Annotated in this window: 26 protein-coding genes and 1 rRNA gene; 24 read left to right on the top strand and 3 right to left on the bottom strand. The window is 43.6% G+C overall.

Features of this window, described 5'->3' with window-relative positions:
- Nucleotides 1-32 precede the first annotated feature (32 nt).
- The 9 genes from U2P91_RS10385 (at nt 33) to U2P91_RS10345 (ending at nt 10,075) form a co-directional block, all read left to right on the top strand.
- Nucleotides 33-1,052, top strand: coding sequence for an ABC transporter permease (locus U2P91_RS10385; RefSeq protein WP_111888510.1), 1,020 nt, complete (start codon nt 33-35; stop codon nt 1,050-1,052).
- Entirely contained in the window at nt 1,019-1,924 is a 906-nt protein-coding gene (locus U2P91_RS10380) for an ABC transporter permease (RefSeq protein WP_111888509.1), read from the top strand. Before U2P91_RS10385 ends, U2P91_RS10380 begins: the two co-directional genes overlap by 34 nt.
- 42 nt (nt 1,925-1,966) lie before the next feature.
- Nucleotides 1,967-3,553 (top strand): ABC transporter substrate-binding protein, encoded by a 1,587-nt coding sequence (locus tag U2P91_RS10375; protein ID WP_111888508.1) that lies wholly within the window; start codon nt 1,967-1,969, stop codon nt 3,551-3,553.
- A 93-nt stretch (nt 3,554-3,646) separates the two neighbouring features.
- The gene (locus tag U2P91_RS10370; RefSeq protein ID WP_111888507.1) at nt 3,647-4,666 is read left to right on the top strand and encodes an ABC transporter ATP-binding protein; all 1,020 of its coding nucleotides are present in this window, start codon (nt 3,647-3,649) and stop codon (nt 4,664-4,666) included.
- Nucleotides 4,663-5,586: an ATP-binding cassette domain-containing protein gene (locus U2P91_RS10365; RefSeq protein ID WP_242988492.1), complete on the top strand. Its 924-nt coding sequence runs from the start codon at nt 4,663-4,665 to the stop codon at nt 5,584-5,586. The genes U2P91_RS10370 and U2P91_RS10365 overlap by 4 nt, the downstream gene beginning before the upstream one ends.
- Nucleotides 5,587-5,895: 309 nt before the next feature.
- Nucleotides 5,896-6,834 carry a glycosyltransferase family 2 protein gene (locus tag U2P91_RS10360; RefSeq protein ID WP_204355402.1) on the top strand — a complete coding sequence of 313 codons (939 nt, stop codon included), beginning with the start codon at nt 5,896-5,898 and terminating at the stop codon, nt 6,832-6,834.
- A complete protein-coding gene (locus tag U2P91_RS10355; RefSeq protein WP_111888506.1) occupies nt 6,835-8,322 on the top strand; it encodes a hypothetical protein in 1,488 nt (495 codons plus the stop codon).
- A 104-nt stretch (nt 8,323-8,426) separates the two neighbouring features.
- Nucleotides 8,427-9,404 (top strand): biotin--[acetyl-CoA-carboxylase] ligase, encoded by a 978-nt coding sequence (locus U2P91_RS10350; protein WP_111888505.1) that lies wholly within the window; start codon nt 8,427-8,429, stop codon nt 9,402-9,404.
- Nucleotides 9,405-9,490: 86 nt separating this feature from the next.
- On the top strand, nt 9,491-10,075 hold the full coding sequence (locus U2P91_RS10345; RefSeq protein ID WP_322519599.1) for a biotin transporter BioY: 585 nt from the start codon (nt 9,491-9,493) through the stop codon (nt 10,073-10,075).
- A 72-nt stretch (nt 10,076-10,147) separates the two neighbouring features.
- Here U2P91_RS10345 and U2P91_RS10340 read toward each other — a convergent pair whose 3' ends face one another.
- Together U2P91_RS10340 and U2P91_RS10335 are read right to left on the bottom strand one after the other, a co-directional pair.
- Nucleotides 10,148-11,506, bottom strand: a complete 1,359-nt coding sequence (locus U2P91_RS10340; RefSeq protein ID WP_322519598.1) for a sensor histidine kinase — start codon at nt 11,504-11,506, stop codon at nt 10,148-10,150.
- Nucleotides 11,503-12,222 carry a response regulator transcription factor gene (locus tag U2P91_RS10335; protein WP_322519597.1) on the bottom strand — a complete coding sequence of 240 codons (720 nt, stop codon included), beginning with the start codon at nt 12,220-12,222 and terminating at the stop codon, nt 11,503-11,505. Before U2P91_RS10335 ends, U2P91_RS10340 begins: the two co-directional genes overlap by 4 nt.
- A gap of 227 nt (nt 12,223-12,449) precedes the next feature.
- Between U2P91_RS10335 and U2P91_RS10330 the strand changes: the two genes are divergently transcribed.
- Genes U2P91_RS10330 through U2P91_RS10320 form a run of 3 tightly spaced genes read left to right on the top strand, consistent with a single transcriptional unit; the run spans nt 12,450 to nt 14,851 of the window.
- Complete coding sequence (locus U2P91_RS10330) at nt 12,450-13,364, top strand: ABC transporter ATP-binding protein (protein ID WP_111888502.1); 915 nt, start codon at nt 12,450-12,452, stop codon at nt 13,362-13,364.
- A complete protein-coding gene (locus U2P91_RS10325) occupies nt 13,361-14,113 on the top strand; it encodes an ABC transporter permease (protein WP_322519596.1) in 753 nt (250 codons plus the stop codon). The genes U2P91_RS10330 and U2P91_RS10325 overlap by 4 nt, the downstream gene beginning before the upstream one ends.
- 3 nt (nt 14,114-14,116) lie before the next feature.
- Nucleotides 14,117-14,851 (top strand): ABC transporter permease, encoded by a 735-nt coding sequence (locus tag U2P91_RS10320; RefSeq protein WP_322519611.1) that lies wholly within the window; start codon nt 14,117-14,119, stop codon nt 14,849-14,851.
- Nucleotides 14,852-14,978: 127 nt separating this feature from the next.
- Here the strand turns inward: U2P91_RS10320 and U2P91_RS10315 are convergent, their stop codons facing one another.
- A complete protein-coding gene (locus U2P91_RS10315; RefSeq protein WP_322519595.1) occupies nt 14,979-16,070 on the bottom strand; it encodes a ComEC/Rec2 family competence protein in 1,092 nt (363 codons plus the stop codon).
- A gap of 211 nt (nt 16,071-16,281) precedes the next feature.
- Between U2P91_RS10315 and U2P91_RS10310 the strand changes: the two genes are divergently transcribed.
- The 12 genes from U2P91_RS10310 (at nt 16,282) to U2P91_RS10255 (ending at nt 25,900) form a co-directional block, all read left to right on the top strand.
- Entirely contained in the window at nt 16,282-17,262 is a 981-nt protein-coding gene (locus U2P91_RS10310) for a lipoate--protein ligase (protein ID WP_322519594.1), read from the top strand.
- A gap of 26 nt (nt 17,263-17,288) precedes the next feature.
- Nucleotides 17,289-17,528 carry a biotin/lipoyl-containing protein gene (locus tag U2P91_RS10305; protein WP_111888498.1) on the top strand — a complete coding sequence of 80 codons (240 nt, stop codon included), beginning with the start codon at nt 17,289-17,291 and terminating at the stop codon, nt 17,526-17,528.
- 13 nt (nt 17,529-17,541) lie between these two features.
- Complete coding sequence (gene lipA / locus U2P91_RS10300; protein ID WP_242988490.1) at nt 17,542-18,396, top strand: lipoyl synthase; 855 nt, start codon at nt 17,542-17,544, stop codon at nt 18,394-18,396.
- Nucleotides 18,396-19,376 carry a lipoate--protein ligase gene (locus tag U2P91_RS10295; protein ID WP_322519593.1) on the top strand — a complete coding sequence of 327 codons (981 nt, stop codon included), beginning with the start codon at nt 18,396-18,398 and terminating at the stop codon, nt 19,374-19,376. Before lipA ends, U2P91_RS10295 begins: the two co-directional genes overlap by 1 nt.
- A gap of 255 nt (nt 19,377-19,631) precedes the next feature.
- Complete coding sequence (locus U2P91_RS10290) at nt 19,632-21,131, top strand: arylsulfotransferase family protein (RefSeq protein WP_322519592.1); 1,500 nt, start codon at nt 19,632-19,634, stop codon at nt 21,129-21,131.
- 14 nt (nt 21,132-21,145) lie between these two features.
- Entirely contained in the window at nt 21,146-21,517 is a 372-nt protein-coding gene (locus U2P91_RS10285) for an arsenate reductase family protein (RefSeq protein ID WP_111888495.1), read from the top strand.
- Between the two features lie 104 nt (nt 21,518-21,621).
- The gene (locus tag U2P91_RS10280) at nt 21,622-21,822 is read left to right on the top strand and encodes a hypothetical protein (RefSeq protein ID WP_111888494.1); all 201 of its coding nucleotides are present in this window, start codon (nt 21,622-21,624) and stop codon (nt 21,820-21,822) included.
- A gap of 326 nt (nt 21,823-22,148) precedes the next feature.
- Nucleotides 22,149-22,742 (top strand): TatD family nuclease-associated radical SAM protein, encoded by a 594-nt coding sequence (locus tag U2P91_RS10275; RefSeq protein ID WP_322519591.1) that lies wholly within the window; start codon nt 22,149-22,151, stop codon nt 22,740-22,742.
- A 32-nt stretch (nt 22,743-22,774) separates the two neighbouring features.
- A complete protein-coding gene (locus U2P91_RS10270) occupies nt 22,775-23,494 on the top strand; it encodes a UPF0489 family protein (RefSeq protein ID WP_322519590.1) in 720 nt (239 codons plus the stop codon).
- 57 nt (nt 23,495-23,551) lie between these two features.
- Nucleotides 23,552-24,340 (top strand): hypothetical protein, encoded by a 789-nt coding sequence (locus U2P91_RS10265; RefSeq protein WP_322519589.1) that lies wholly within the window; start codon nt 23,552-23,554, stop codon nt 24,338-24,340.
- 241 nt (nt 24,341-24,581) lie between these two features.
- Nucleotides 24,582-24,698, top strand: a 5S ribosomal RNA gene (gene rrf, locus U2P91_RS10260).
- 359 nt (nt 24,699-25,057) lie between these two features.
- A complete protein-coding gene (locus U2P91_RS10255) occupies nt 25,058-25,900 on the top strand; it encodes a pirin family protein (RefSeq protein ID WP_322519588.1) in 843 nt (280 codons plus the stop codon).
- Nucleotides 25,901-26,254: the final 354 nt, after the last annotated feature.

Here is a 26,254-nt window from a genome sequence, read left to right as displayed (position 1 = left end):
GCAATTAAATCCATAAGTGGGGAGTGTGAGGATTGAACAGCAAATCGATATTAATTGAGAAAATAGTCAAACGAACCTTATGGTTTTTGCTTTCGATGCTGCTTTTATCAATTGTGGTTTTCTACTTTGCCCGTCTGGCTCCAGGTGATCCGCTACAATCATATTATGGCGATGCAGTCGAGTCGATGACATCCTCTGAACTGGATGCTGCAAGAGAACGATTGGGATTGGATGGTTCCATCGCACTCCAATATGTTAAATGGATCAGCAATGCTGTGCAAGGTGATTTTGGGATGTCGTTAAAATACAAAATGCCAGCATTGGCTGTGATTGCCCCGTTAATCGGAAATACCCTGATTCTGGGGGGCACTGCCTATATCCTGGTATTTGTGCTGGCAACGATTTTGGCATTATTTTGTGCTATGCATGAAGACACCTGGATTGACCGGATTATCTGTAAGGTGGGAACGGCGGCTTATTATATCCCGTCATTCTGGCTGGGAGTTGTATTGGTATTGATTTTTAGCATCAATCTGGGATGGCTTCCCAGTAGTGGCGCTTATGATATTGGTAAATCGGACGATCTTTTTAACCGCATCCAGCATATGATTTTGCCCCTAACAGTAATGATACTTAGTCATCTCTGGTATTACGCCTATATGATCCGAAACAAATTGCTGGATGAAATCCGAAAAGAATATGTGCTGCTGGCTAAATCAAAAGGATGTACGAAGTCGGAGATCGTTTTGAAACACTGTTTTCGAAATGTGGCACCAACCATTGTCAGCATTATGGCGATTTCCATTCCCCATGTTCTCAGTGGGACCTTTATTGCCGAAGCCGTGTTTAATTATCCGGGGATTGGAGCGCTGTCGGTTACCAGTGCCAAGTATCATGATTACAATTTACTGATGTTAATTGTTCTCATTACCGGCATTATGGTTGTTTCCAGCAGTATTATTGCCCAGTTTATCAATGAAGCCATCGATCCCAGAATGAAATTAACGGAGGTGAGCACATGGCAGGAAACGCCACAGACCCCTTTGTCCTAGTCGGGACGAATTACAAAACATACGAATCGGCAGAGAAAAGGATTTCCTTCTGGCAACGGATAAAAGGGATGCCGATCCTGTCAATGGTTATTCTTGGGATTATCATTCTGGGCTGTGTTTTTGCGGAACAGGTTTATAATCATGATCCGACCGGTTTTTATCTACAAAATCTTAATCAACCGCCAAACTCAGAATTTTATTTTGGCACCGATTCCCTGGGAAGAGATATCTATTCGATGATCTGGTATGGCGGTCGGGTATCCATTCTGATCGGTTTATTGGGGATGGCGATTATTACCGTGATTGGTGTTATCTATGGCTGTGTCAGCGGAACCGCTAATTCCCGGGTTGATTCAATCATGATGCGAATTCCCGAGCTGATCAACAGTATTCCCAACCTACTGTTGATTTTATTGCTGACATCGGTCATGGGAACCCAGAATATTGTCAAAATATCATTTGTCATTGGGGTGACCGGATGGTGTGGTCTGGCAAGAATTGTCCGGAGCGAAGTCAGACAGATCCGCAGTAGTGAGTATGTCCTGGCGGCGCAATGTATGGGGAGTGGCTTTTTTCATATTATGATAAAACACCTGATTCCCAATTTTATCTCCACCATTATGTTTGTGGTCGTCTCCAGTATTGGACTCAGCATCTCCATGGAATCCACGCTCAGCTTTCTGGGTTTGGGGTTGCCCGTTGATGTCGTTTCCTGGGGCAGTATGCTGTCTCTGGCAAATAAGGCGTTGCTGTCAAATTCATGGTGGGTCATTATCTTTCCAGGCGTATTTCTGATTACCACCCTGGTGTGTGTTACCAATATTGCATATTATTTTAGAAAAGAAACAAATAAACGAGAAAGTTATCTCTGATTTTTGAGATAGCGTTTAGATAATTTTAGAGGAGAAAAGTTTATGAGGGTAAAGAAAAAGATTGTTAAATTATTGGCAGGGGTACTTTGTTTAAGCACCATGGTAAGTTTTACCGGTTGCTCGTCAGCATCGGCTGATAAAAAATCATCGACTGGGTCGGATTTGTCAAATACCCTGGTATACGCTGGGGAAACCGCAGATTCCATTAACCCGATTATTAATGAGGGCAGTGAATTGGTTGGGATCATTTTCTCAGGTTTGATGAAGTATGATGCATCAGGCAAGCCAATCATCGATTTGGCTGAAAGTTATACCTATGATGAGGGTTCATTAACATATACCTTTAAATTGCGGAAAGGGGTGAAATGGCATGATGGCCAACCGTTAACAGCACAGGATGTCGTTTTCACCTACGATAAGCTGACAAAAGATACCACCTTATCGGCCAGTGTATTAAGTAACTATACCGACATTACCAGCGTGACGGCAATTGATGACAACACCGTGGTGATTACGCTTTCCCAATTCAACGCCGCCATGCTGGATAATTTTACCATTGGAATTGCGCCGAAACATTTATTGGATGGTCAGGATTTGACCACCGCATCCTTTAATCAGGCGCCTGTGGGAACCGGTCGCTATAAATTTGTCGAGTGGGATAAAACTGGGGGAACCATCACCCTGGAAAAGAATGCCGATTATTACGATAAGGTGCCAAATATCGATCGGGTGGTTTATAAAACCGTTGCGGTAGAAAATACTAAAGCATTGATGCTTGAATCCGGTGAAGCCGATCTAGCCTGGCTGAACGCAAACTATGCAGAAAAATTCCGAGGCAAAGATGGTTATCAAAATATTGATTTTACAACCGCCGACTATCGGGCGATTTCAGTGGATAACCGAACCGATTTCTGGATAAAAAACAAGGATTCTGTTGGGGTTCTCAACGATGCAATTGATAAAGAGTCCGTGGTTAAGAGTGTGCTCAATAATCAGGGAAGCTCTGCATACAGCCCGATTCAGTTAAATGCCTTTGGTGGAAATACTGCCGCTGATATTTATACATTTGATCTGAATAAATTTGCCCAGGAAATGCAGGCATTAGGCTGGACAAAAGGCGCTGATGGCATTTATGAACGAAATGGGGAAAGATTCCATTTTACCATTCAAGTTCGGGATTATGAAGAAGAACGAATTGACATTGCCAACATTGTTTCAAAACAGCTAAAAGAAGCCGGTGTGGATATGGAAATTGTTCTGGTTACAAAATTTGACTGGAAATCTGGATACAATGGATTCTTATCAGGCTACGCTGTTGAATTTGATCCAGATGCACTTTATGCCCAATTTACCACCGCTGGTAGTTCCAACACCATGAAATACTCAAACCCTGTCGTGGACGATTTATTGACAAAGGCCAGACATGAGAAAGATGTCGCGGCCAGAAAAGATTTATATGGCCAATTTGAAGTAGCGTTCGCAAAACAACCGGCCTCAGTACTGATTGCCTATCTGGATGGAAATTATGTCAGTATCAGTGGACTTGAAGGGCTCAATACCGATCGCGTTCTTGGTCATCATGCCGTTGGTGTGATGTGGAATATTGAAGATTGGACGCTTAACAAATAATAAGCGCAGAAGTAAAAGGCTGTAAGGCATTCTTTGTTTGCCGGATGTTTAGTTGAGCATCCGGCATCTATCGATAGAATAGGAGGGCAATAGATGGAGGAACCGATTTTACAATTGAAAAATTTATCAGTGAGTTTTGATACGAAAAATGGTGAGGTTGAAGCGGTTAGAGATGTCAGTCTGACACTGAAAAAAGGCGAAATATTAGCCATTGTTGGAGAATCCGGCTGTGGAAAAACGGTGATGAGCCAAGCCGTTCTAAAACTGCTACCGAAAACATCCAGAATCAAACAAGGGCAAATCATTGTCGAAGGCGAAGACATTACCGACTATAAGGAAAAGGAAATGAGAAAACTGCGAGGTGGTGTTATGTCGATGGTTTTTCAGGATCCAATGACCACCCTCAACCCGACAATTCCGATTGGTAAGCAGATAACAGAGGCTATTGTTAAACACAATAAAGTCAGTAAGGAAGAGGCAAAAAAACGGGGAATCGAAATGCTCAATTTGGTGGGGATTAACAGAGAGGAAGAGATGTTTTCGTTGCAGCCACACTTTTTTTCTGGCGGAATGAGACAGCGTTGTGTACTGGCAATCGCCTTGGCATCAAATCCCCAAATTCTGTTTGCCGATGAAGCAACCACTGCGCTTGACGTAACGGTTCAGGCAAAAATATTAGATTTACTGTTAGATATCCGTAATAAAACCGGGATTTCTATTGTATTTATTTCGCATGATCTGGGCGTTGTTGCCAGAATTGCCGATCGCGTGGCAGTAATGTACGCCGGAAAAATTGTGGAGATTGGAACCGCAGAAGATATATTTTATAACCCCAGACATCCCTATGTATGGGGACTGATGTCGGCTTTGCCGGCACTGACTAAGGCGGGTGATTCGTTGGCCACCATTCCCGGAACCCCACCGATTATGCTAAATCCACCCCCAGGCGATGCGTTTGCGATACGAAATCGATATGCTCTCGCCATTGATTATGAAGAAATGCCCCCGATGTATGAAGTCTCACCCACCCATTATGTGGCGACATGGTTGATGGATGAAAAAGCACCCAAAATTAAACCACCAATTTCATTGAAAAGGATGGAAAAAGAATGATGAACTCAGAGTCGATTTTAAGTGTTTCAAATCTGCAGCAGCATTTTCAGATCAATAAAGATTTAACAATTAAAGCCGTCAATGGCGTCGATTTTGAGGTAAAAAAAGGCGAAGTGGTTGGTTTAGTTGGTGAAACGGGATCGGGTAAATCGACAGTTGCCCGAACCATCATGGGTATTTATCCGGCAACAGCGGGCGAAGTCTATTTTAAAGGAAATCTGATTTCGGACAAGGGGGTGTATCGAAAAAACAAAGGCGATATTAACAAAAATATGCAGATTATCTTTCAGGATTCAGCAGCAGCACTTAACCCCAGAATGACAATTGAAGAAATTATAACGGAACCAATTGTTGTAAATAAATTGCTGCAAGACAAAAATAAAATTCAGGAAAAATTGGACACCCTTTTAATGGAAGTGGGACTAGATCACACCTTTAAAAAGAAATACCCAACCGAAATATCGGGTGGTCAGCGCCAGCGTGTTGCGATTGCCCGGTGTTTGAGCACAAGTCCGGATTTAATCATTGCTGACGAACCGATTGCATCACTGGATGTTTCCATACAGGCTCAAATAATCACCTTATTTCAGCGGTTGCAACGGGAGCATGGGTTTTCGTTTCTTTTGATAGCCCATGATCTTTCAATAATTAAATTTATCTGTGACAAGGTAGCAGTGATGCTCCATGGAAAGATTATGGAAATTGGACCAACAGAAGAAATTTTCACAAGACCGGCCCATCCCTATACGCAGTCCTTATTATCAGCAGTACCGGTGCCAGATCCACTTTATGAACGAAATAAAATATTAATTGATTATGATGAAAGAAGTGCGATAGAAGAAGCCGAAATGGTGGAGTTATCACCAAAACACCGTGTTTTTAATAATTTCCCCAGCCTGGTACTTCAAAAATTATATTAACCGACTGGGGTCAGTTTCAAAATCGATTATCGGCCATTATTTTTAATGGCGATAATCTTTTTTTAGTTAGAGTTCGAACAGCACTAAAAAATCTCGTCAAAGCAGTTATGATTTGGGAAAAAATCTAGAAAACACGGGCTTTTTTGATTCGTGAAGCTGATTCGTGGTATATATAAAAAATAGCAGTTAAAATCCTGTCTTGAAACCCGAGGGAAAATCAAAGACAGGATTTTATTTTTTAAAAGCATTTTTGTGTTTTGAGAGGTTTTCTGTTCTTGAGGACGTACTAAGATAATGTGAGGGTGAAGAATGATGGAGAAACAAACAATAAGTATGGTGATTCCCTGTTATTGTGAAGAAGAGGTCATTCCCCTTTTTTATGATACGCTGGTGAATGGGGTTATCACTCAGATGCCCACAGTAGATTTTGAGATTCTGTTTATTGATGATGGTTCGAAAGATAAAACCCTGCCGATTATAAAAAAGCTTAGTGAAAAGGATTGTCGCGTAAAATATGTATCTTTTTCCCGGAATTTTGGTAAAGAAGCGGCTATTTATGCTGGGTTAAGTTATGCCTCCGGGGATTATGTCGGAATTATGGACGTTGATTTGCAGGATCCACCAGCCTTAATCATGCCCATGTATGAGGCTCTAATTAATGAGGATGTTGACTGTGTGGCAGCCTGTCGGGCAAGCCGCGCCAAAGAATCCCGTATTCGTTCGTTTTTTGCCAAACGCTTTTACAAACTGATCAATCGGATGACGGGCATGGAAATTGTCGAAGGGGCACGAGATTTTAGACTGATGAAGCGTTTTGTGGTCGAAGCTGTTCTGGCGATCGGTGAGTATAATCGCTTTTCAAAGGGAATTTTTGAGTGGGTTGGTTTCAAGACAAAATGGCTGCCTTATCAGGATGTTGAGCGGGTGGCCGGAAAAACCAAGTGGTCTTTCTGGGAATTATGCCTATATTCAGTGGAAGGGATCATCGGTTTTTCAACCGCACCGTTGGCCTTTGCATCAGCCACCGGCCTACTTTTTTGTATGCTATCGTTTGTGGCCATTGTGGTGATCATTATTCGGGAAATATTATGGCATGGTTCCGCCTATGGGTGGGCTTCGCTGGTGTGTTTGATTTTTCTGATCAGTGGGATTCAGTTATTCAGCATCGGGATTTTGGGTCAATACCTGGCCAAAACGTATTTAGAAACGAAAAAACGGCCTATTTTTATTGTCAAGGAACGCAATTAAATGAAGATAGATAAAAATTCGCTTCTGGACTATGGCATTCTAGTTTTAATGGCCGTTCTTTTTCTACTGGTGTTTGCTTATGGAACCAGCCCCCTCTTTATTGATAATTATGGCATCTCAGACTCGGCGATATTCTTACTGATTGGCAAGGGCATCACCGCTGGCTACATTCCCTATGTGGATTTATTTGATCATAAGGGGCCGGTGATGTTTTTTATCGAGGCCTTGGGCTGGTCGATATGGCCTAATCGTTTTGGTAACTTTTTGGTGCAATGGTTTTTTATGGGTGTCAATCTGATTTTGATTTTTAGAATGGGGCGATTGTTTTTAGCAAAAAAGTGGTGTTGGATTCCGGTTGTTTTCTTTTTGCTGATTCTGGCCGCCACCTTTGAAGGGGGAAACTTAACCGAGGAATATAGTTTACCGTTATTATTTCTGCCGCTATACCTGGCCACAAAATATTTTAAGTTAGAACCCCTGGGAAAAGCCAAGCATCCACCAATCTATGCGCTGGTGTATGGGATCTGCTTTACGTTAATCCTCTTTATTCGCTTAAATAATAGCGTATTTATTGGTGCGATCGTCTTAGTCGTGATGATCCAATTGCTGGTGAATCAGTCGTTTCGCAATTTTTTTGATAATGCCCTGACATTTCTTAGCGGTTCGTTTTTTGTCTGTTCGTTAGTCGCCATTTATTTTTTAGCGAATCATGCTTTTGGCGATATGATTTATGGAACCTTTCTGTTTAATCTCAAATATGCTGGGGGGATGTCAGGGATATCAACACCAGAGGAATTTGTAAAATTTGGTTACGCCATTACTCCGGTGATTTTTTCCTTTAGTGTGGGGATATACTATTTGCTGAAAAAAGTTAGCAAAGAAATTGCCTGGTTATTGATCACCGGTTCGTTGATCACCTTTTTTTCACTGCTGCTGGGCGGGGTTTTCTACCATTATTTTATCTTAACGGCCCCGTGCTTTGTTTTGGCCATTATTTTACTGATTGAGCTCTATCTAAAAGATGGGAAAATGCTGATCCAGGAAAACTATCGCGTGATGCTTGTCGGGGTATTGGCGCTGCTGCTGATAACGGTGGGCAGCTACCTGAACTTTGCAGATCAGACGGTGTGGGAAATGATTGAAGAACAACCGAATAACAGCTATTATGAAGACGCCATGACGATTAAAAATTTAATCCCGGCTGACGATTTAGACAGCGTTTTAGGTTATTCGGTTCCCGCCGGATGGTTTCTAAAGGCGGATATCACACCCTGTTATAAATATTTTACGATGCAGGAATGGTGGGGGCGCTACGATCCGCAAGTGCTTGTTGATACCAATAAGCGATTAGAAAATAATCCGCCTAAATGGATTGTGTTAAACAATGATCCCCAACAAAACCAGACGCTCTATGCTGTTCTGGGGAAGAAATATGAATTAATCACAAAGGATACGGTCATTTCTTTGTACCATCTCAAAAGTGACTAAATAAAACTGATAACCAGGATAAAAAAAACGATTGTCGACCATTTAAGTAAAAGTGGTTGACAATCGCTTTTTTTTTGGTTAGAATACAGCAAGAGGTGAAAAAAATGTCGACAAAACAAAAATTATTACAAACCTTGGAAGAAAATCGCGAAACCTATCTTTCAGGAGAAGTGCTGGCCAGCACCATGGCGGTCTCCCGCTCAGCCATCTGGAAGGCCATCAAAAGCTTAAAAGAAGCGGGTTATGAAATAGAGTCCACCACCAACAAGGGCTATCGGCTAAAAAGTGAATCGGACCGAATGTCGGCGGAAGGGATACGCCCCTGGCTGTCTCCAACCAATCAGGCGCTTCCACTGATGGTCTATCAAACCCTTGGTTCCACGAATCAGGAAGCCAAGAAATTGGCACTGGAAGGGGTAAAAACGGGAACTGTTATTATTGCCGAAGAGCAAACAAAGGGACGGGGTCGAATGGGCCGTTCCTTTTATTCACCGCCCAAAAGCGGGATTTATTTAAGTCTGGTATTGCGACCCGATGTGGCCGCCCGGGATGCAGTGCTGTTAACCACCGGCGCATCGGTGGGGGTTTGTCGGGCGATTAAAAAAGTGACAGGCATTGATACCCAGATCAAGTGGGTCAATGATATTTTTATGGGCGACCGAAAAATTGTGGGGATTCTCACCGAGGCGGTGACTAACTTTGAGAACGGACAGTTCGAGTTTGTGATCATTGGCATCGGGGTGAATTTTAAACAGCCGGAAACAGCCTTGCCCAAAGAACTGAAAGACATTGTCGGGACCTTGTTTAATGAAAAACCGGATGCCCTGACCCGTAATCGGCTGGCAGCGGAAATTATCAACGAGGTCTTAACGATTTGTGACGATCTGACTAATCGGGATTTTTTAGAGGAATACAAAACCCACTCGATGGTTTTGGGAAAACAGATTAAGGTTTTTAGGAACGATGAGTGGGAAGTGGCAACCGCCCTGGACATTAGTGACGAAGGCGGATTAATTATCAAAAATCAATTTGGACAAACAGAAACCCTGAACAGCGGGGAAATTAGTATCAGAAAGATCTAGATAATTAATAGACGGTCCTGAGCTTCGCTGCCAGTTAACATCAAACAATTTTTACAGGATGGAAAATTAGAAGAGGATGGAACGAAATGATTGAAAAAAACGTGATTAATAAAAATACCCTCAGTATTAGAATGCTGGTGTTGTGCGGATTATTTTCCGCATTGATTGTGGTAGGAGCGATGATTAAAGTGCCCCTGCCGGGAATACCCTTAACCCTCCAGACGATGTTTGTACTTCTGGCCGGGTTGCTGCTGGGGTCCCGAGGGGGGCTGATTGCGGTTTTAGTTTATATTTTTATGGGTCTGGTAGGGGTACCGGTATTTACCGGTGGCGGCGGCTTAATGTATGTTTTAAAACCGACCTTCGGCTATATTGTCGGCTTTGCGCTGGGGGCATTTGTTACCGGGTGGTTGGCTGAAAGAAACCCTGATCACTCAACAAAGCAGCTAATTCTGGCTGCGGTTGCAGGAACAGCGGTAATCTACGCCGTGGGATTACCATGGTATTATGTGATTCTCAATTATTATCTGAATACGCCAGTGGGAGCGGCAACGGTCATGATGTCAGGATTTGTGATGACCCTGCCAGGGGGGATAATCAAGATTGCGCTCAGCGTACTACTGGCCAAACGACTGGCACCGGTGATTGGGCGAGGGATGCTCACAAAATGATTTTGACAAAACGTATTGATTCAGATCGATCATAGTTGTTAAGACAACATGATAACAAAGATAAAAGGCATTCTAAGAGATAAAAACAAGTGAAGCCGTACAGCCCCCATCGGGCAGATTTTCAAAAACAACCTTCCCGCCATGAATTTTCATGATCCGACGAACAATGATCAGACCCAAACCGTGGTTTCCGAGTAATAGTGATTCATCCAGTCCCCCTGAATTTTTTATAAGTTCAGGGGGATAGCCTTTGCCATTGTCACTGACCTTAATCACCAGGCCGGTCGTTAGATTAGTTACCGAAAGCGTAATATTACAGCCCCGGGGATTGTGCCGGATGCTGTTGTCAATCAGGTTGGTCAGCGCCCGGTGAAGCAGGGCCTGGTCGCAGAGTAAAATCGGGCTGTTGGTTTCTTCGGTTACATCGACGGAGAGGGAATAGGGCGCGGTGAGGCCATCATTGATAAAATTGACCGCTACACCTCGGATTAATGCGGCGGGCGAAACCCGGCTAAGCTCCATCGGTTGGGCATGATACTCCAGTTTGGAAGCCAGGTTTAAATCATCGATCAGGGACTTAATCCGTTGACTCTGCTCTCGGATGATCCGGGCCTGGTTTTGTTCGGCGGCAGGCAGGCGGGGGTTAATTTCCAGTTCGCTGGCGTAGCCCATCACCATCGACAGCGGGGTGCGGATATCGTGGGAAACTCCGGCAATCCATTCCGTCCGGGCCTGATCCCGGTGGGCCAGTTGTTGTTCCTGCTGAAAAAGAATCACCGATGTTTCATTGAGAATCCTAGCCACTTCCCCGGTAACACCGCCGGTGGGCAGTGTCAGGGGTTCTTTTTTTGGTAGGGCGGTAATGCCGTTATAGAGCGGCTTTAGCTTACGGTAGAGCCAGAGTCCCAGAAATAAAGCCAGTGCCAAAGCAATCAACACATTAAGGAAAAAAAAGCTCACAATAAAACCGGGAATATGGGCGATGGTGTTTTCGGTAGAGGTGATGTTGTATTTCCAGGTGCTGTTTTTGGGTTCACCTAAAACCAGCAGGCCGTCGGGATGCTCCCAAACGGAGACCGGATAGTCGTTGAGATACCAACGGCTAAAGGAGGCTACATCGGCAAGGGTGTATTGCAGCGGCACATCTTCAGGCAGGTTTTTGTTCCAGATCACCTGACCCTCCCGGTCAATCAGCATCGCCCAGACAAATTGCTTACTCATCAGAATGGTGGCAGAAGAATTAAGCTCATAAGTGCCATCGTTGTTTAAGAGACCATCGGAAATATCGGAGATCGCATATTTAAGTGGCTGGTTACTAGAATATTTCATCATAAAGCTGGTCAAAAATGAGAGATTGATGGTGACCAGTAAAAGTGCAATCGCAGCCGTCAGCAAAATCGAACGGGTGATGATTTTTCGCAAACTTTTCATGGCTTGGTTTCCTTGGCCAATTTATAGCCCATGCCCCGGATGGTCAGCAGGTATTGCGGTTGGGAAGGGTCCGCCTCGATTTTTTCCCGGAGCCGCCGGATGTGGACCATCAGGGTATTTTCATAACCGTAGAGATCGTCATCCCAGGCACTGCGGCAGAGGCTGTCAGCAGTGACGATATTGCCCTGGTTTTCCCAAAGCTTTTTCAGCAGGGCATGTTCTTTGGCGGTGAGGTTTTTTTCACCATAACCGGTCTTAACGATGCCGCTTTTAAAATTGACGGTCACCGCCCCCAGTACCAGAACTTCGTCCTGGTTTGGCGGAGTCAACAGCGGCTGGTAAACCCGCCGCAAGATCCCGCTTAAACGCAGCACCAGTTCCCGGGGCAGAAAGGGTTTGGTAATATAGTCATCGGCACCCAACCCCAGCCCCAGGAGACGATTCTCATCCTCGTCCCGGGCAGACAAAAACAGCATCGGTACATTTGACTGCTGCCGTAGTTCCTGCATTAGAGAAAACCCGTCGCCATCGGGCAGCGTCACATCAAAAATTACCCCATCGGGCTTTTCTAAAGCAAAAAGCGCCCGCGCCTGCTGGCAGTTTTCGGCACTGATAATCTGAGCAAAGCCTGCCTGGTGAAGGATTGTTTTTAATAAATTGATAATTTCCGGTTCGTCATCCACAACCAGAAGCTTTGCTTCGAAAATTGTTTTCATTCGAATCACCCCCAGGTTATTATACCCGAAAAAATTGTTGGTGTTAGCACAAGCGATCAAAATTAAGGTAAAAGTAAGGCCGGGGACAACCCGCCGTAAGGTTCATCGGCTATCATAAAGGTGTAGAAAAACTGCCGTGAGCTTTGTGGAAACTGAACCCAAAGCAATAATTGTTCGATGTTTTGTTTTACAGTTATAAGGGCATTATTAAGAAGGAGAGCGTGGTTATGAGCAATATTATCGAGACTGAGGGTCTCAGCAAACAATATGGAAATGTTTATCGGGTTAAAGATGTTGATCTGTCGGTTCCGGAAGGCGCTATTTATGGTTTTCTGGGGCCCAACGGCGCTGGAAAATCGACAACGCTAAAGATGATTTTGGGGTTGGCGAAACCTACGGAAGGAGAGATCGCGGTCTTTGGAAGGCGGGTTAATAGCAAAAACCGTCTAAAAAATCTTAAGAATGTCGGCTCTCTGATTGAGTCGCCCAGTTATTATGGGCATCTAACCGGCGAGGAAAATCTGCAGATCTTTCAAACCCTGCGGGGGGTACCCAAACAAAACATTGCCGAAGTTTTAAAAATAGTTCGGTTGGAGAATCAGAAAAATAAAAAAGTCAGTCAGTATTCGCTGGGGATGAAACAGCGGCTGGGGCTGGCCAGTGCGTTGCTCGGGTATCCCAAGCTGCTGATTTTGGATGAACCAACCAATGGGCTGGACCCGGCTGGGATTTCGGAAATGCGGGAACTGATTCAGTCGCTGCCACAAAAATTTGGCATGACCGTGGTGGTCTCCAGCCACCTCCTAAGCGAAATTGATCAGTTAGCCACCCGGGTAGGGATTATTCGTGAAGGGGAGTTGGTTTATCAGGACAGCCTGACCAAGCTGCATCAATACAGTAAACAGCACCTGGCGGTACGAACCATGAATAATGAGGTGACCAAATCATTTTTCAGTCGAAACGGCGTGGCCTGGGAAGCCGAGGATGATTATCTGATTATCCCACAGTTAAAGGACACGATGATGGCCGAAATCAGTAAGACGCTGGGGCAAAATAATATTGGCCTGGTCCGGATCGAAGAACGCAAAAAGAGCCTGGAGGATATTTTCCTGGAGCTGACCGGAACGGCGGTGAGTTTATGAGTGCCGCAATTGGGATGGAGGTCTTAAAAACAAAGGGTCGCAAGATTTGGCTGGTGGTGGCAGTGATGATGGCTGTTCAGCTGCTCTGGGCGGGCTGGGCTATTTCGAATAAAGACGCCAATGACCTGGTTCAGGGCTGGATGTTTTTTCTTTATCAGTTTCCGATGCTCAACTGCATCATTATGCCGGTAATCGCGGCAGTAGTGGCTTCGCGCCTTAGTGATGTGGAGCATAAGGGCCAAACCTTTAAACTGCTGGAAACCATTATTCCGGCCCAGCGGATCTTTGCGGCCAAGTTTATCTGGGGTAGTGTCTATATGTTTGGGGCTGCCCTGGGACAATTGCTTATCATGATTGGTATGGGTCTCTTCCTGCATTTTGGCGGCCCAGTGCCCTGGGGGGCCTTGACGAGTTATCTGTTTTTCACTCTGGTGGTGAGCTTAACCATTTATATTTTTCAACAGGGGGTATCGATGCTTGTTATCAATCAGATGGTGCCGATGACTCTGGGGCTCGTTGGCGGTTTTATTGGCTTGTTTAGCATGTTTTTACCTCAGAGTTTTCAAAAGCTGGTTTTGTGGAGCTATTATGGGGTGCTGATGCAGGTTGGCATGAACTGGGATGAGGTCACCCGGGTGGCAGATTTCTACTGGAAGGGCACGGATTGGTCGGGGCTCGGCCTGATTTTGGTTTTCTTTGTGCTGATTTACGGTATCAGCCGGATTTTATTTGTGAGAAGGGAGGTCTAGATGATGCTTAAACGGGTTTTAAAAGCAGAAATGATCAAGATGCGACATAGTCCGGTGTGGATGGCTTTTTTACTGATTCCCATTATTCCGGCCTTTATGGGTACCTTTAATTATCTCAACAACCTGGGAATGTTGGAGAATCAGTGGTATAGCTTGTGGACTCAGCATACCCTGTTTGCCTGTTACTTTTTCCTGCCGGTATTGATTGGGATCTACGCGTCCTATCTGTTGCGGCTGGAACATGCCAACCACAATTGGAATGCGGTAATGACCACCCCGGTTCCGATATCCCGGTTGTTTCTAGCTAAACTGATAATGGGCTGGCTGATGGTGATTTTGACCCAGATCTGGATTGGACTGTTGTTTATTATTTCCGGATTGCTGGCGGGGCTTTCGGGACCGATCCCGCCGGAATTACCAGTCTGGCTGTTGTTTGGAGCGTTGGGCGGCATGGTCGTTTGCGCCCTGCAGCTCTGTCTATCACTGGTGATTCGCAGCTTTGCGGTACCTGTCGGAATTGCTCTGATGGGTGGCGTTGCCGGGTTGGCACTGTTGTCTAAAGGTTATGGGCTTTACTTTCCCTATGCCCTAATCACCCTGGGCATGCGGGCCAACGATCCGGCGGCACCGATGTTGGTAGGCGAAGCTGCTTTTCTGATCGCCTGCGCTGTATTCACCGCTGGACTTTGTTTATTTGCCATCACCTGGCTAAAACGGCGGGATGTGGTGACGGGTTAATCAATAGCGGTCCAACATTAAACAGAAGAACCGTAAAAACGAAGTGAAAAATCAAAGCAAAAAAAGAGGCCAGTGTTTAGCAGCGACGATTATTGCTAAACATTGGCCTTATTCGTTTCGTACTGTTTTAACTTGGCGGCTTGCAGACGCCACAGGGAGTCAGACCCAGGGAATGAACTTCTTCCAGATTTTTTAAGTAGATCCGATTGGATTCCTTTGGTAAACTGGAGCAGCCAGGTAAATGGTAAACCTTGGAGTTTTTATTGCCAATATAGGCGGCCGTTTCCAAAGTGGCTGTGTTTGCCGGTGTTTCTGGGGTAGCTGCGAGCCCGTTGTCCACTTCCTGATAAGGTTGGGTTGGGGGAATCCCGGTTTTATTAAAGCTCAGTTGATCACCCTCACTGGTGGCAATAATGGTTCCCAGTTGGTCGGTGCGAAAAATGGTGGAGCCGACGTCGTTGAGACGGCTCATGGTTTCTTCGTGCGGGTGACCGTAGTCGTTGTTTAATCCACAGGAGATTACCGAATAACGGGGGTTCACCGTTCGTAGAAACAGATAGCCAGTGGATGAATAGCTGCCATGATGACCAACTTTAAGGACATCGGCCTCCAGATCGAGGTTCTGGGCTAAAAGTTCCTTTTCCGCCACTTCTTCCATGTCTCCGGTAAATAGAAAACGATGCGCACCATGGGTGACTTTCATGACAAGTGAATCATCGTTAACATCGTCATGAACACTAAGGGGTCCAAGAAAGTTGATTGTTGAGCTGCCAAAAGACAGGGTAGTTCCCGGGCTGGGGGTAGAAATAGGAATGTTCTTACTTTTTGCTTCAGCGGTCAGGTTTCGGGAAGCTTTGTTTTCCTCGGAATTGGTCAGGTATAGATTGTCCACATCCAGTCTGGCCACCACATCGGTTAACCCACCGGCATGGTCATTGTGGTTATGGGTGGCCACCACATAGTCGAGTTGGGTGATCCCCAGATCGGTCAGATAGGTAATGATCGCCTCGCCGTACTCCGGGTTGCCGCCATCAATGAGCATGGTGTCGTTGTTGTCCACCAGCAGAATGGCATCGCCCTGGCCCACATCCAGATAGTGAACCACCAATGAATCATGAGGGGTAAAGCTGGTTTGGGTTCCAGATAATAATTGACAGCCTGTGAAGATAAATAATAAGCTTAAAATAAAAGCTGTAATAAGCAAACGTTTTTGTTTCATATCAGTTCCTCCGTGGTTATATTTTATCATATTGAGGGAGAAATTACTTGTTATTTTAGGCCATCAAACCGACAAGAACGAATGTTTTTTTGAAAGATTGGAAAAGTGTTAAAAATAGAGTAGACGATAAAGCGGTTCTCAGGTAAAATTAAAGTCATATTTCAAGACAACGAAAGCATGAAGTTGATATACATCAGAGAGGAGACCGCCTGTGAAGGTTTTAGACAGCATCAATACAGACGTTTATTTTAACCTCGCCATGGAAGAATACTTGTTTAAAAACAATCTTGATACCGAGTATCTGTTGTTATGGAAAAATGATAACAGCATTGTCCTGGGAAAACATCAGAATATTTTTGAGGAAATCAATCTAAAAGCGGTGGAACAAGCAGGGGTGCCAGTAGCGAGAAGAAACACCGGAGGAGGTACGGTATTTCATGATACAAACAATCTAAACTACTCATTTATTACCAATCAAGGGGATGTCTTTGCCGATTATGATCAGTTTTTAAACCCCGTCATTGCCGCCCTCAATGAAATGGGGGTTCCGGCCAGAAAGCGTCGTACCAGCGATATTGCCATTGGCGAACAAAAAATATCGGGCTCGGCTCAGACGGTAAAAAAGGGACGGGTGCTCCATCATGGCACCTTACTATATGATTCGGATCTCAGTTTATTAAAAAATTTACTAAAGACAACCACGGGAAAGATCACATCCAAGTCCGTAAAATCGGTGAGAAGTGATGTGACCAATATTAAAAAACACTTAACCGACCAAACAATGAGTCTGGAAACCTTTAAAAACACCTTACTGGTAACCTTATTTCCGGATGGTGTTGAAAAGGTAAGCTTAACAAAACAAGATATTGAGGCGGTAGAGGCATTAGTTAATGAAAAATACGCCCAATGGGAATGGAATTACGGTCAATCACCAAAGTTCTCATTTGAAAAGGATTGCACGATCCTAAACAAAAAAGGGAAGGAAATACAGCTTGCGGTTAAGCTAGAAATTTATAAAGGTTGCATTGCCAAGTGTGAAGTGATCGTCGATGGTTTGGTAAATGCCAAATTGAGCGAGAGGCTTACTGGGCTCAAATATAGTTATGGAGAAATTCTGCATCAATTGGAGGGGATCGGGTTTACAAAAGAAAACGAACTAAGAGTGGATTGCTTAACGGATTGTTTTCTTTAAAATACAAATACAAGGAGAAAATTAAGATGAAAAAAAACATTCAAATGCCAAGACTAAGCGAACAAATGGAAACCGGGGTGCTGGCGGCGTGGAACAAAGAAGCCGGAGATGTGGTAAAAAAGGGTGAGGTACTTTTCGAAATTGAAACCGAAAAGGTCGTCAGTGAGGTCGAATCGATGGAATCCGGAGTTTTGGAAGAAGTATTTTTTGAAGCCGGTGATGAAATCAAGGTGGATGATGTGATTGCCGTCATCAACTGTGATTGATCAAGAGGGCAAAATGGAAAAGAAACCAGAATGGTTAAAGGTTAACTATAATAAGGAAGCCGTGGAAGAAGTCAGCCGACTGATGGCCAAGCTAAAACTGAACACAGTTTGTAAAGAAGCCAATTGTCCCAACCTGGGTGAATGTTATAAAAAACGGACGGCCACCTTTATGATCCTGGGGAACATTTGTACCCGTCACTGCCGTTTTTGTAATGTCGGCAGCGGGGTAGTGGAAGCGGTGGATCCAAACGAACCCCAGCATTTGGCTGAAGCCGTCAAGGAATTGGATTTAAAGCACGTGGTCATCACCAGTGTCACCCGGGATGATCTGGCAGACGGCGGAGCCAGCCATTTTGCCAATACCATTAAGGCCGTGCGAAAGTTAAACCCGGGAGTAACCGTTGAGGTGCTGATCCCTGACCTGCAAGGCGTTTCGGAACACCTGGACATTGTCATAGCAGCCAACCCCGATGTGATTAATCATAATGTCGAAACCGTCCGGGAATTTTATCCTGAGGTCCGGCCGGAGGCGGACTATGATCGATCGATGCAGGTGCTTTTATATGTTAAGACAAAGGCACCCCAGATCAAAACGAAAACCGGGATTATGGTCGGCCTGGGGGAGACGGATGAACAAGTTTTTAAGGTCATGGATGATAGTCTGAAAGCCGGCTGTGATATTTTCACCATCGGCCAGTATTTGCAACCATCACCACAACACATCAAAGTCAAAGCTTATGTGACCCCGGAAAAATTTGAAGAGTACAAAAAAATTGGCGAAGCCAAAGGCTTTCATTATATTGCCAGTAGCCCCCTGGTTCGTAGTTCCTACCGGGCGGAAGAAGCACTTGAAGGAGGAAAAAGCTGATGATTTATATCGAAAACAATTCCACCGATCCTTTTTTTAATTTTGCCCTGGAATACTACCTGATTACCGAAAAGCAGCTGCCCGAGGAGCAGATCTTTATCTTTTGGCGAACCGAGCCAACCCTGATGATTGGCAAGTATCAGAACACCATCGAAGAAATTAACGAAGACTTTGCCAAAAAAAATGGCATCAAGGTGGTGCGGCGCATCACCGGTGGCGGTACCATTTACACCGACATGGGGGGCTGGCAGTTCAGTTTTATCACCAGAGGTCTGGCAGAAACGATTGATTTCAATAAGTACATTGGCCCAGTGATAGATGGACTTAAAAAACTCGATGTTCCGGCCGAATTCAATAGCCGGAATGATCTGGTTATCCACGGCAAAAAGTTCTCTGGCAACGCTCAGTGTATGTTAAACGGCTATACCCTTCATCATGGATCGCTGTTATTTAATACCGACTTTGAACAGATGGTCAAATGCCTGACTGTCGATGATTACAAAATTATTTCCAAGGGCATCAAATCCGTTAAGGAACGGGTCACTAATATTTCAGAACATTTGACAACACCGATCGATACCGACACCTTTAAAAAGCTGATGGTTGAAAGCATTATGCAGGGTTTGGCGGCAGAATATAAACTGACGGCGGCGGATCGGGAACGGATCGAGGCCATTGCCAAAGAAAAATTTGAAAGCTGGGAATGGAACTATGGAAAATCGCCGAAGTTCAACATCACTAAAACCGGCCGCTTTGATGGCGGAAAAATGGAATTTAAACTGGATGTGAACAAGGGCAAAATTATGGACTGTCATATTTATGGTGATTTCTTTGGAACCATGGACATCACGGTGCTCAGTGATGCTCTGATTGGCACGGCCTACGAAAAGGAAAGCATTAAAAAAGCCATTGAAGCCTGTGACATCAAACAAGGTTTCTACAATATTAATGTGGATGAACTGGCTGAGATTATTTGTTAAGTTGCAAATTAAAAGTATTCACCCCATCTTTTCATTGAGGTGGGGCTTTTTTTGTCATCGCATTGGGAAATGACCAGGCCCTTACCTTTTGGTGGAATGCATGACAACAGGCGGATAGTTTATTAAAAAACTGTAATTAGAACCTACATGAAACTTTAAAGAAGCTGTGATACAATCATCCCCATGCTTAAATACAAAGGCGTATTAAGGAAGTCGGGAAGATGAAATGATTGGAGATCAGAAGGAGATGAATTTATGGATAGTTCAAGAAAATTTATTATAATATCGATCAGTGCGGCAATATTATTAATTATTTTAGTCAGTTGTACATTGGCTTATTCAGGGCGGGATAATACCCTGATGTCTGATAAAACGCTGAGCTTAGAAATTAACGGATTTAATGTGGAGTTACCGCTTTCGGAAAACAACGCGGTATTTGACGCCGTTAGCTTAAGCAGTGTTACTGAAAACAGAATAAAATTACTTAATGAGGTTGGCGCTAACGTTAAGATAAATGGGAAAGGCATCGGCGTCGGAACAACCATTGATTTAAAACTGGATACGCTTTCGTCGGGCGAACGGATAAAAATACAGGTGGATAACGAAAAGGATGAGCGGGTGATTTATTTAAGAACGCTGTCATCCCAGCTTCCTGAAATGATTGCGGCTGGTGAGAGCAGTTATGATGGGAATTACTTTGCTGCCATCGCAACCGGAGGCGCTGCCCTTTATGAGCTTAACAAACAGGGCGAGGTGGTGTTTTACATTGCCAAGTCACCGGAAGAATCCAACGGTGAATCCTATCGGGATTTTAAAAAGCATGTTTTTGAAAATGGAACGATCCGTTACAGCTATCAGCGGGTTAACGGCGACAGTAATGACATTGGCTATGCACCGGGCGAACGGGTTATTCTGGATGATCGGTATCAGGAAATTGACACCATTACCCTGGCTCAAAGTGAACTGGCAAAAGCGGGCGATTTGGTGGATGGTCGGGACTTTATCTTAATTGATGACAACCATTATATTGTGGAAGCCTCACAATTAGTATTGGTTCAGAATGTGCCAGACGGTTTGGGTGCCAATGTGATGGGATCAAAGGTGGTCACAACGCTGATTCAGGAAGTGAAAGACAATCAGGTGGTCTTTGAATTTACCACGGATTCCCATCCGGAATTTTATGGACTCAGTGTTAGTGATAATGATTACAGCAATACCATCAGCCAGAGTCCGGATTATTCGGGCTTTAACCGGATGATCATTGATCCGGAGGATGACAATCTGATTGTATCCTTTGGTAATATGAATACGATTATGAAAATTGATCGGGAAACCCAGGCGGTTATCTGGAAATTATCGGGAAGTGGCGATGAATTCGGGATGTCTGCGGAACAAAAAACCTCCGGACAAACGGATTTGGCCATCACCGCTGAAGGCTATCTAACGGTCTTTGACAATGCCTTGAGCTCTGGTCAAACCCGTATCCTGAAGATAAAACTCGATGAAGTCAATAAAAAAATACTGGGCTATCAGGAATACAAAATCCCGGGAAAAATCTCCCTGGCTTATGGAAGTACTCAAAAAATCGGAGATAACATTGAAGTATATAGTATTGGCTGGGGTCTGCTAAAAGAGGGTAATGTGGCAATTTCAGAGATTGATTTTAATACCGGCAAGAAGTTATTTGAAGTGACGCTTCCCCAGGGCGTTGCCAACGATCGGGTTCAAAAATCGAAATTAGAGATGATACAATAAAAGTGAGGTAAGCAATGAGACCAATATTTTTATGCTACCCTAAATGCTCAACCTGTCAGAAGGCTAAGAAGTTTTTGTTAGAAAACCAGATTGATGTTGAAGAACGGCATATTGTGGAGGATCGTCCCCAAAAAAATGAGTTGGTTGAGTGGATGCAACGGTACCAGGGTGATGCTAAAAAGTTTTTTAACACCAGTGGTCTGGTCTACCGGGAAATGGCCTTAAAAGATAAGGTTAAAACAATGACGCCGGATCAGATGGCTGAGGTGTTGAGTACCAACGGTATGTTGGTGAAACGACCGTTGGTGATTCTAGAAAACGCAGTGCTAATCGGTTTTAGAGAAGAGCAGTGGCGAATGGCATTATTGACCAATAAGCAGGATTAATCCACAAAGTGGGCGTTATTTTTTCCTATAAATGATTTGTAAGCTCAGAAGTGATGGTCTATAATGGAATGAGGATTATTAATCGAATACAAAGGAGAAATTAAATGTCGCGAAAAACCATTGAAAAATTCAGAAAACAACCTGAGACGGATGGGGTAGAAATACTTGAAATGGAACTGACTGAATATACTTACCCCAAAAGCGGAATCGGTATCTGCCCCCAATGTGGCGGAAAGATGAATGGCGTTGGACTTGATTGGAGCTGCGAAGGCTGTGACTTAAAACTGGTGGGTCCCGTATTTTAAAAAGACAAAAAGCACATTTATCGATTAATTGATAAATGTGCTTTTTTATCGGATTAATGACCAACGATTTCATTATTTACCAAAAATGAATCTTAAATATTTCCAAATAGCAAGAGGAATAATTGGTGATGTTCATAGAAAATAATGATTTTACGTGACATCATGGTTAAATATGGTAAAATGTTGATAACTTTTTATAGTTTTGCTTGAAAGCATTAAGTAAATCAAATAATTAGACCACCTGCCCACGGTCTTGTAAATAGTCATAAAGACAGATGGATAGCAAAGTGGAATAAACGATAAACAGATCCCTGGAGGAGAATAAAATGACGATTACCTATGAATTAGGGAAGTCTTTATATGTGAACATAACGAATCGATGTAGCAACGCCTGTACGTTTTGCGTAAGAAAAGATGAACCCACAGTCAACGGAGTTGATGATCTCTGGTTGGAGAGAGAACCAACCCAGGCAGAAATACAAGAAGACATATTAAAACGTAATCTGGATCACTATGAGGAGCTGGTTTTTTGCGGATATGGCGAACCAACATACCGTTTAGATGAAATATGCGCCATTGCCAAAGAAGTCAAGAAGATCCATACCATTCCCATTCGCCTAAATACAAATGGTCATGGCAATCTGATTTATAAAAAGGATATGACGCCCCTTTTAGAAGATACCATTGATGTGGTGTCGATCAGTTTAAATGCTAAAAACAAAAAAGAATATGATGAGTTATGCCGTCCTGTTTTTGAAGATGCCTATGAAGAGCTGTTGGAGTTTGCCCGACTGGCCGGAAGATATACCAAAGTGATCTTGACCATTGTGGATATACTGCCCATCGAGGATCAGGAAGCCTGTCGACGAATTAGTCAATCGGTAGGAGCAGAATTACGGATCCGTTCATATATTGACTAAAATTGCTGGTGGCCGGGAGTATGGACTGTTAAATGAGTAATAATAATTTAAAACCCCGATGCCTGAGTATTGGGGGCAAAGATATTTTTGTGGTGGATGATCATCACTATGTGCTCCTGATTTGGGGACGCTTATATAAAACCCGAAAGCACCCGATGGTGTTGGTGAGTATTGATTATCATCCGGACACCAATCCACCGTTCTGGCTGTGGGCCTATCAAAAAGCGATGGCCATTGACCCTGATCGGGAAGTGGAACTGGTGGCGAAATTTCAGCAAAGAATGATGATTACCATAGAGCCCCTCAATTTGGACAGTGTCCGGAAGGCTATCGGTCAGATGCGTAATGACGAGCAGATCAATACCGCCATGGCATTGGGGTATCTAAGTGATTACCATATGATCAATTGTATGGAAAAACATACCTATTCAAAAGGCAGTCACTATCTGGTTCCGAAAACTCAATTTGGAAGTCTTGAAGACGCCATGTTTAAAAACATCAAACTGCCGCTTAAAAAGATCGGTGCCGAGGATCTGATTCTTGATATTGATCTGGACTATTTCTTGCGTCAGGAAAATTTCGAGCTGGATCTCGATCAAAACAGAATTTTTGCAGATTTGGTCAGGCAGGCCCAGATCATCACGGTGGCCCGTTCAAAAAGTTATTTTGATTTTTTAAGAACCGAAGAATTTACGATTAAAAGCTGCGAAGAAAAACTCATCGGCCTACTGGAAAAAATTATCTGCAGGTAGTTGATAAAATAACACATCTAAGAAGAAAAGCGAGGATGCGCATGGGAGATCGACCTTATGGGAAAACACGGTGAAGAAACCCAAGTCATTAAGCGGTCAAAAGAGCAGTGTGAAGAACGCTTATTAGCCTTTGATACCAGTAAATATGATTTGAAAAACCATATCGCTGACAAAGAAGAAAGTTTGGTTGTTTTTCAAACAAAGATTGTTTTTGCCGCCAATGGCCAACGGATTACGGTTAAACTCAAAAAAGTTGATGATCTCAGGACTGAAGTCACGGTCCGCTCGGAACTGATTTCAAATATTCAGACGAATGATCGCGGTGTAAATAAAAAAAATATTAATGCCATCTATCGCTATCTCTATGATGAAAAGGGAGCTGATCAGAAACCGGAAATTATCGGAAATAAGCAAGGGATAAAAAAGAAATTTTTTCCCTGGGGGAAAAACACTTCCACTGTAAAAATGTCGATCATGGCCAGTTATCTGGGTGGGTATAAAGAATTTAAAAAATCAATTAAAGGAACCCTGGAAATTCAGGAAGCCGGCATTGACTTTGCCGTCATGGGTCCCAAGTTTAGTATCCCATTCCTGGAGATGAGATCCGCAACCATTGCATCAACCTTTGATATTGAGAACAATCAGGCCTGGCAGACGATTTGCTTTAAGGATGAACTCAAAAAGGATAAAACTGATTATGAAAAAGCAAAGAAAAACAAACTGGTCGTCGACTATCAGAACGAATCGGGACAAACCGCGTGTATTTTTAGAGCCGACACTTCATTTGAGGTAGAAAAGAGCCTTTTAAAAGCGCAGACATTGATACAGGAATTGATGGGAAATTAGAATTAAGAAATAAAATTGAAAAAAGGCTTGACAAACTGATTTGTGCGACGTATAATAATAAAGTTGAAATAAACAAGAACTGAATATACATAGCAAGTAGGGACAAGGAACACCAATTTTTTCAAAAATCTCTTATGAAGAAGTAGAAGATTTCTGCAAGAATTGATGGCCAATTTAGCCGGTTTGACCGCTAACGCTCCTTTAAACCTATTTGTTTTTTAGTAAAACAAAGCTAAATAAGTCTCGCGACGATGGCGGAAGGGCCACACCTGTTCCCATACCGAACACAGAAGTAAAGTCTTCCAGCGCCGAAAGTACTTGGTGGGTAACTGCCTGGGAGGATAGGACGTCGCGGGACTTTTTATAATGAAGCCGTGCAAAAAAATAGATATATGAATATTGATTCAAGTTCACTTGAAAATCAATGTTCATATATCTATTTTTTTATGGGGCGAAGCCCCAAACGGAGGCGTAGCGTGAGCTACGACGGAGTTGCACGGCTTCATTAGACGGCAGTAATTTTTAGCGTTGTTTGATACGAACGCACCAGCGGTTACCGGATGTTAAGGTCTGCTTTACGGAATACCGTTGATCGACCGAAGATAGAAAAGCACCGTCATTTTTTGTTTCAAAATGTTTAATTAAAGTTTTGGGCGGTATAATTTCAAGTAATGAGAAACAAGTTGTGAATAGAAGAAAAAGAAAGAAGGCGTTTTTATGAAAGAAAGAAAAGTCATCCAAGTTGTTCAGGGGGCTCGTGCAGTCGATGGGGCCGGCGTTCATTTGACCCGGGTCTTATCCCACTCAACCGTAAAAGCATTTGACCCCTTCTTAATGCTCGATTCCTTTGATTCTGAAAATCCTCAGGATTACATCAAGGGTTTTCCTATGCATCCCCACCGGGGAATTGAAACGGTCACCTATCTGGTTGAAGGGCTGATCGAACATCAGGACAGCCTGGGAAATAAGGGCGCTATTGAATCCGGATGCTCCCAATGGATGACCGGGGGAAGTGGGATTCTCCATCAGGAGATGCCTCAGGCCTGTGAAAGAATGCTGGGTTTCCAGTTATGGCTGAATCTGCCGAGGTCAGAAAAAATGACGGAGCCAAAGTATTTTGAGATCAGAAAAGAAGATATTCCTCTATATAAAGGAGATGGTTTTAATGTTGGTGTTATATCGGGTTCCTATGAAGGCGTAAAAGGTGCCGATCCCCATCACATCCAGGCGATGATTTTAGATGTGGCAGTTGACGCTGAAAAATCAGTCAAGGTGCCAACACCCAAAGGAGAAACCGTATTTGCGTTTCTAATTGAAGGTCAAGGTAAGGTCGCGGGAGCCGTATATAAAGAGAAATCGGCATTGTTGTTTAGTGAAGGGGAGTATATTGAAATGACAGCCGCTGAAAAGCCGCTTCGACTGGCCGTGTTTTCGGCGCCTCCGCTGAATGAACCGATCGCTTGGGGCGGTCCCATTGTGATGAATACCGAGGAAGAGCTACAACAGGCCTTTGATGATTTGAAAGAGGGCAGTTTTATTAAAGCGTTGCCACAATTGTAAGGGTCCAGGATAAAATTGATCTTCTCTAAGTAGCTTGAGAGTGTTAAAAATAGGGAGAGCGAATCAATGCTGTAGATTGTCAGATACACAATTAAATCAAAACGCAACAATGACTTATGCTAAATTATAATTAGAACAAGACCAAAGATGCTTCGATTCATCCTCAAGCATCGTTGGTCTGGTATAATAAAAAGCTTGGTGTATCATTAAAGTCATGTCAGAAATACCGGTTTATCAATTAAAATATCTTTCAAAGAAAACCTGAAAAAAACTACATAAAAGCATTGACAAGAAGGAACAAAGAGCGTATACTAATGAAGTTGTCTCGTAACAGAGGCGGCGGACATTGGGCTG

The organism is Acetobacterium sp. K1/6 (genome assembly GCF_034438075.1).
Lineage (GTDB): Bacteria > Bacillota > Clostridia > Eubacteriales > Eubacteriaceae > Acetobacterium > Acetobacterium carbinolicum.
Note: the sequence above shows the minus strand (reverse complement) of the source record. Positions and strands in the feature narration are given on the sequence as shown.

Bases quoted from the DNA above. Each gene is read 5' to 3' on its own strand.
- U2P91_RS10380 (WP_111888509.1), top strand. From the start codon at position 1,019: ATGGCAGGAAACGCCACAGACCCCTTTGTCCTAGTCGGGACGAATTAC.
- U2P91_RS10375 (WP_111888508.1), top strand. From the start codon at position 1,967: ATGAGGGTAAAGAAAAAGATTGTTAAATTATTGGCAGGGGTACTTTGT.
- U2P91_RS10370 (WP_111888507.1), top strand. From the start codon at position 3,647: ATGGAGGAACCGATTTTACAATTGAAAAATTTATCAGTGAGTTTTGAT.
- U2P91_RS10365 (WP_242988492.1), top strand. From the start codon at position 4,663: ATGATGAACTCAGAGTCGATTTTAAGTGTTTCAAATCTGCAGCAGCAT.
- U2P91_RS10360 (WP_204355402.1), top strand. From the start codon at position 5,896: ATGATGGAGAAACAAACAATAAGTATGGTGATTCCCTGTTATTGTGAA.
- U2P91_RS10355 (WP_111888506.1), top strand. From the start codon at position 6,835: ATGAAGATAGATAAAAATTCGCTTCTGGACTATGGCATTCTAGTTTTA.
- U2P91_RS10350 (WP_111888505.1), top strand. From the start codon at position 8,427: ATGTCGACAAAACAAAAATTATTACAAACCTTGGAAGAAAATCGCGAA.
- U2P91_RS10345 (WP_322519599.1), top strand. From the start codon at position 9,491: ATGATTGAAAAAAACGTGATTAATAAAAATACCCTCAGTATTAGAATG.
- U2P91_RS10340 (WP_322519598.1), bottom strand. From the start codon at position 11,506: ATGAAAAGTTTGCGAAAAATCATCACCCGTTCGATTTTGCTGACGGCT.
- U2P91_RS10335 (WP_322519597.1), bottom strand. From the start codon at position 12,222: ATGAAAACAATTTTCGAAGCAAAGCTTCTGGTTGTGGATGACGAACCG.
- U2P91_RS10330 (WP_111888502.1), top strand. From the start codon at position 12,450: ATGAGCAATATTATCGAGACTGAGGGTCTCAGCAAACAATATGGAAAT.
- U2P91_RS10325 (WP_322519596.1), top strand. From the start codon at position 13,361: ATGAGTGCCGCAATTGGGATGGAGGTCTTAAAAACAAAGGGTCGCAAG.
- U2P91_RS10320 (WP_322519611.1), top strand. From the start codon at position 14,117: ATGCTTAAACGGGTTTTAAAAGCAGAAATGATCAAGATGCGACATAGT.
- U2P91_RS10315 (WP_322519595.1), bottom strand. From the start codon at position 16,070: ATGAAACAAAAACGTTTGCTTATTACAGCTTTTATTTTAAGCTTATTA.
- U2P91_RS10305 (WP_111888498.1), top strand. From the start codon at position 17,289: ATGAAAAAAAACATTCAAATGCCAAGACTAAGCGAACAAATGGAAACC.
- lipA (WP_242988490.1), top strand. From the start codon at position 17,542: ATGGAAAAGAAACCAGAATGGTTAAAGGTTAACTATAATAAGGAAGCC.
- U2P91_RS10295 (WP_322519593.1), top strand. From the start codon at position 18,396: ATGATTTATATCGAAAACAATTCCACCGATCCTTTTTTTAATTTTGCC.
- U2P91_RS10290 (WP_322519592.1), top strand. From the start codon at position 19,632: ATGGATAGTTCAAGAAAATTTATTATAATATCGATCAGTGCGGCAATA.
- U2P91_RS10285 (WP_111888495.1), top strand. From the start codon at position 21,146: ATGAGACCAATATTTTTATGCTACCCTAAATGCTCAACCTGTCAGAAG.
- U2P91_RS10280 (WP_111888494.1), top strand. From the start codon at position 21,622: ATGTCGCGAAAAACCATTGAAAAATTCAGAAAACAACCTGAGACGGAT.
- U2P91_RS10275 (WP_322519591.1), top strand. From the start codon at position 22,149: ATGACGATTACCTATGAATTAGGGAAGTCTTTATATGTGAACATAACG.
- U2P91_RS10270 (WP_322519590.1), top strand. From the start codon at position 22,775: ATGAGTAATAATAATTTAAAACCCCGATGCCTGAGTATTGGGGGCAAA.
- U2P91_RS10265 (WP_322519589.1), top strand. From the start codon at position 23,552: ATGGGAAAACACGGTGAAGAAACCCAAGTCATTAAGCGGTCAAAAGAG.
- U2P91_RS10255 (WP_322519588.1), top strand. From the start codon at position 25,058: ATGAAAGAAAGAAAAGTCATCCAAGTTGTTCAGGGGGCTCGTGCAGTC.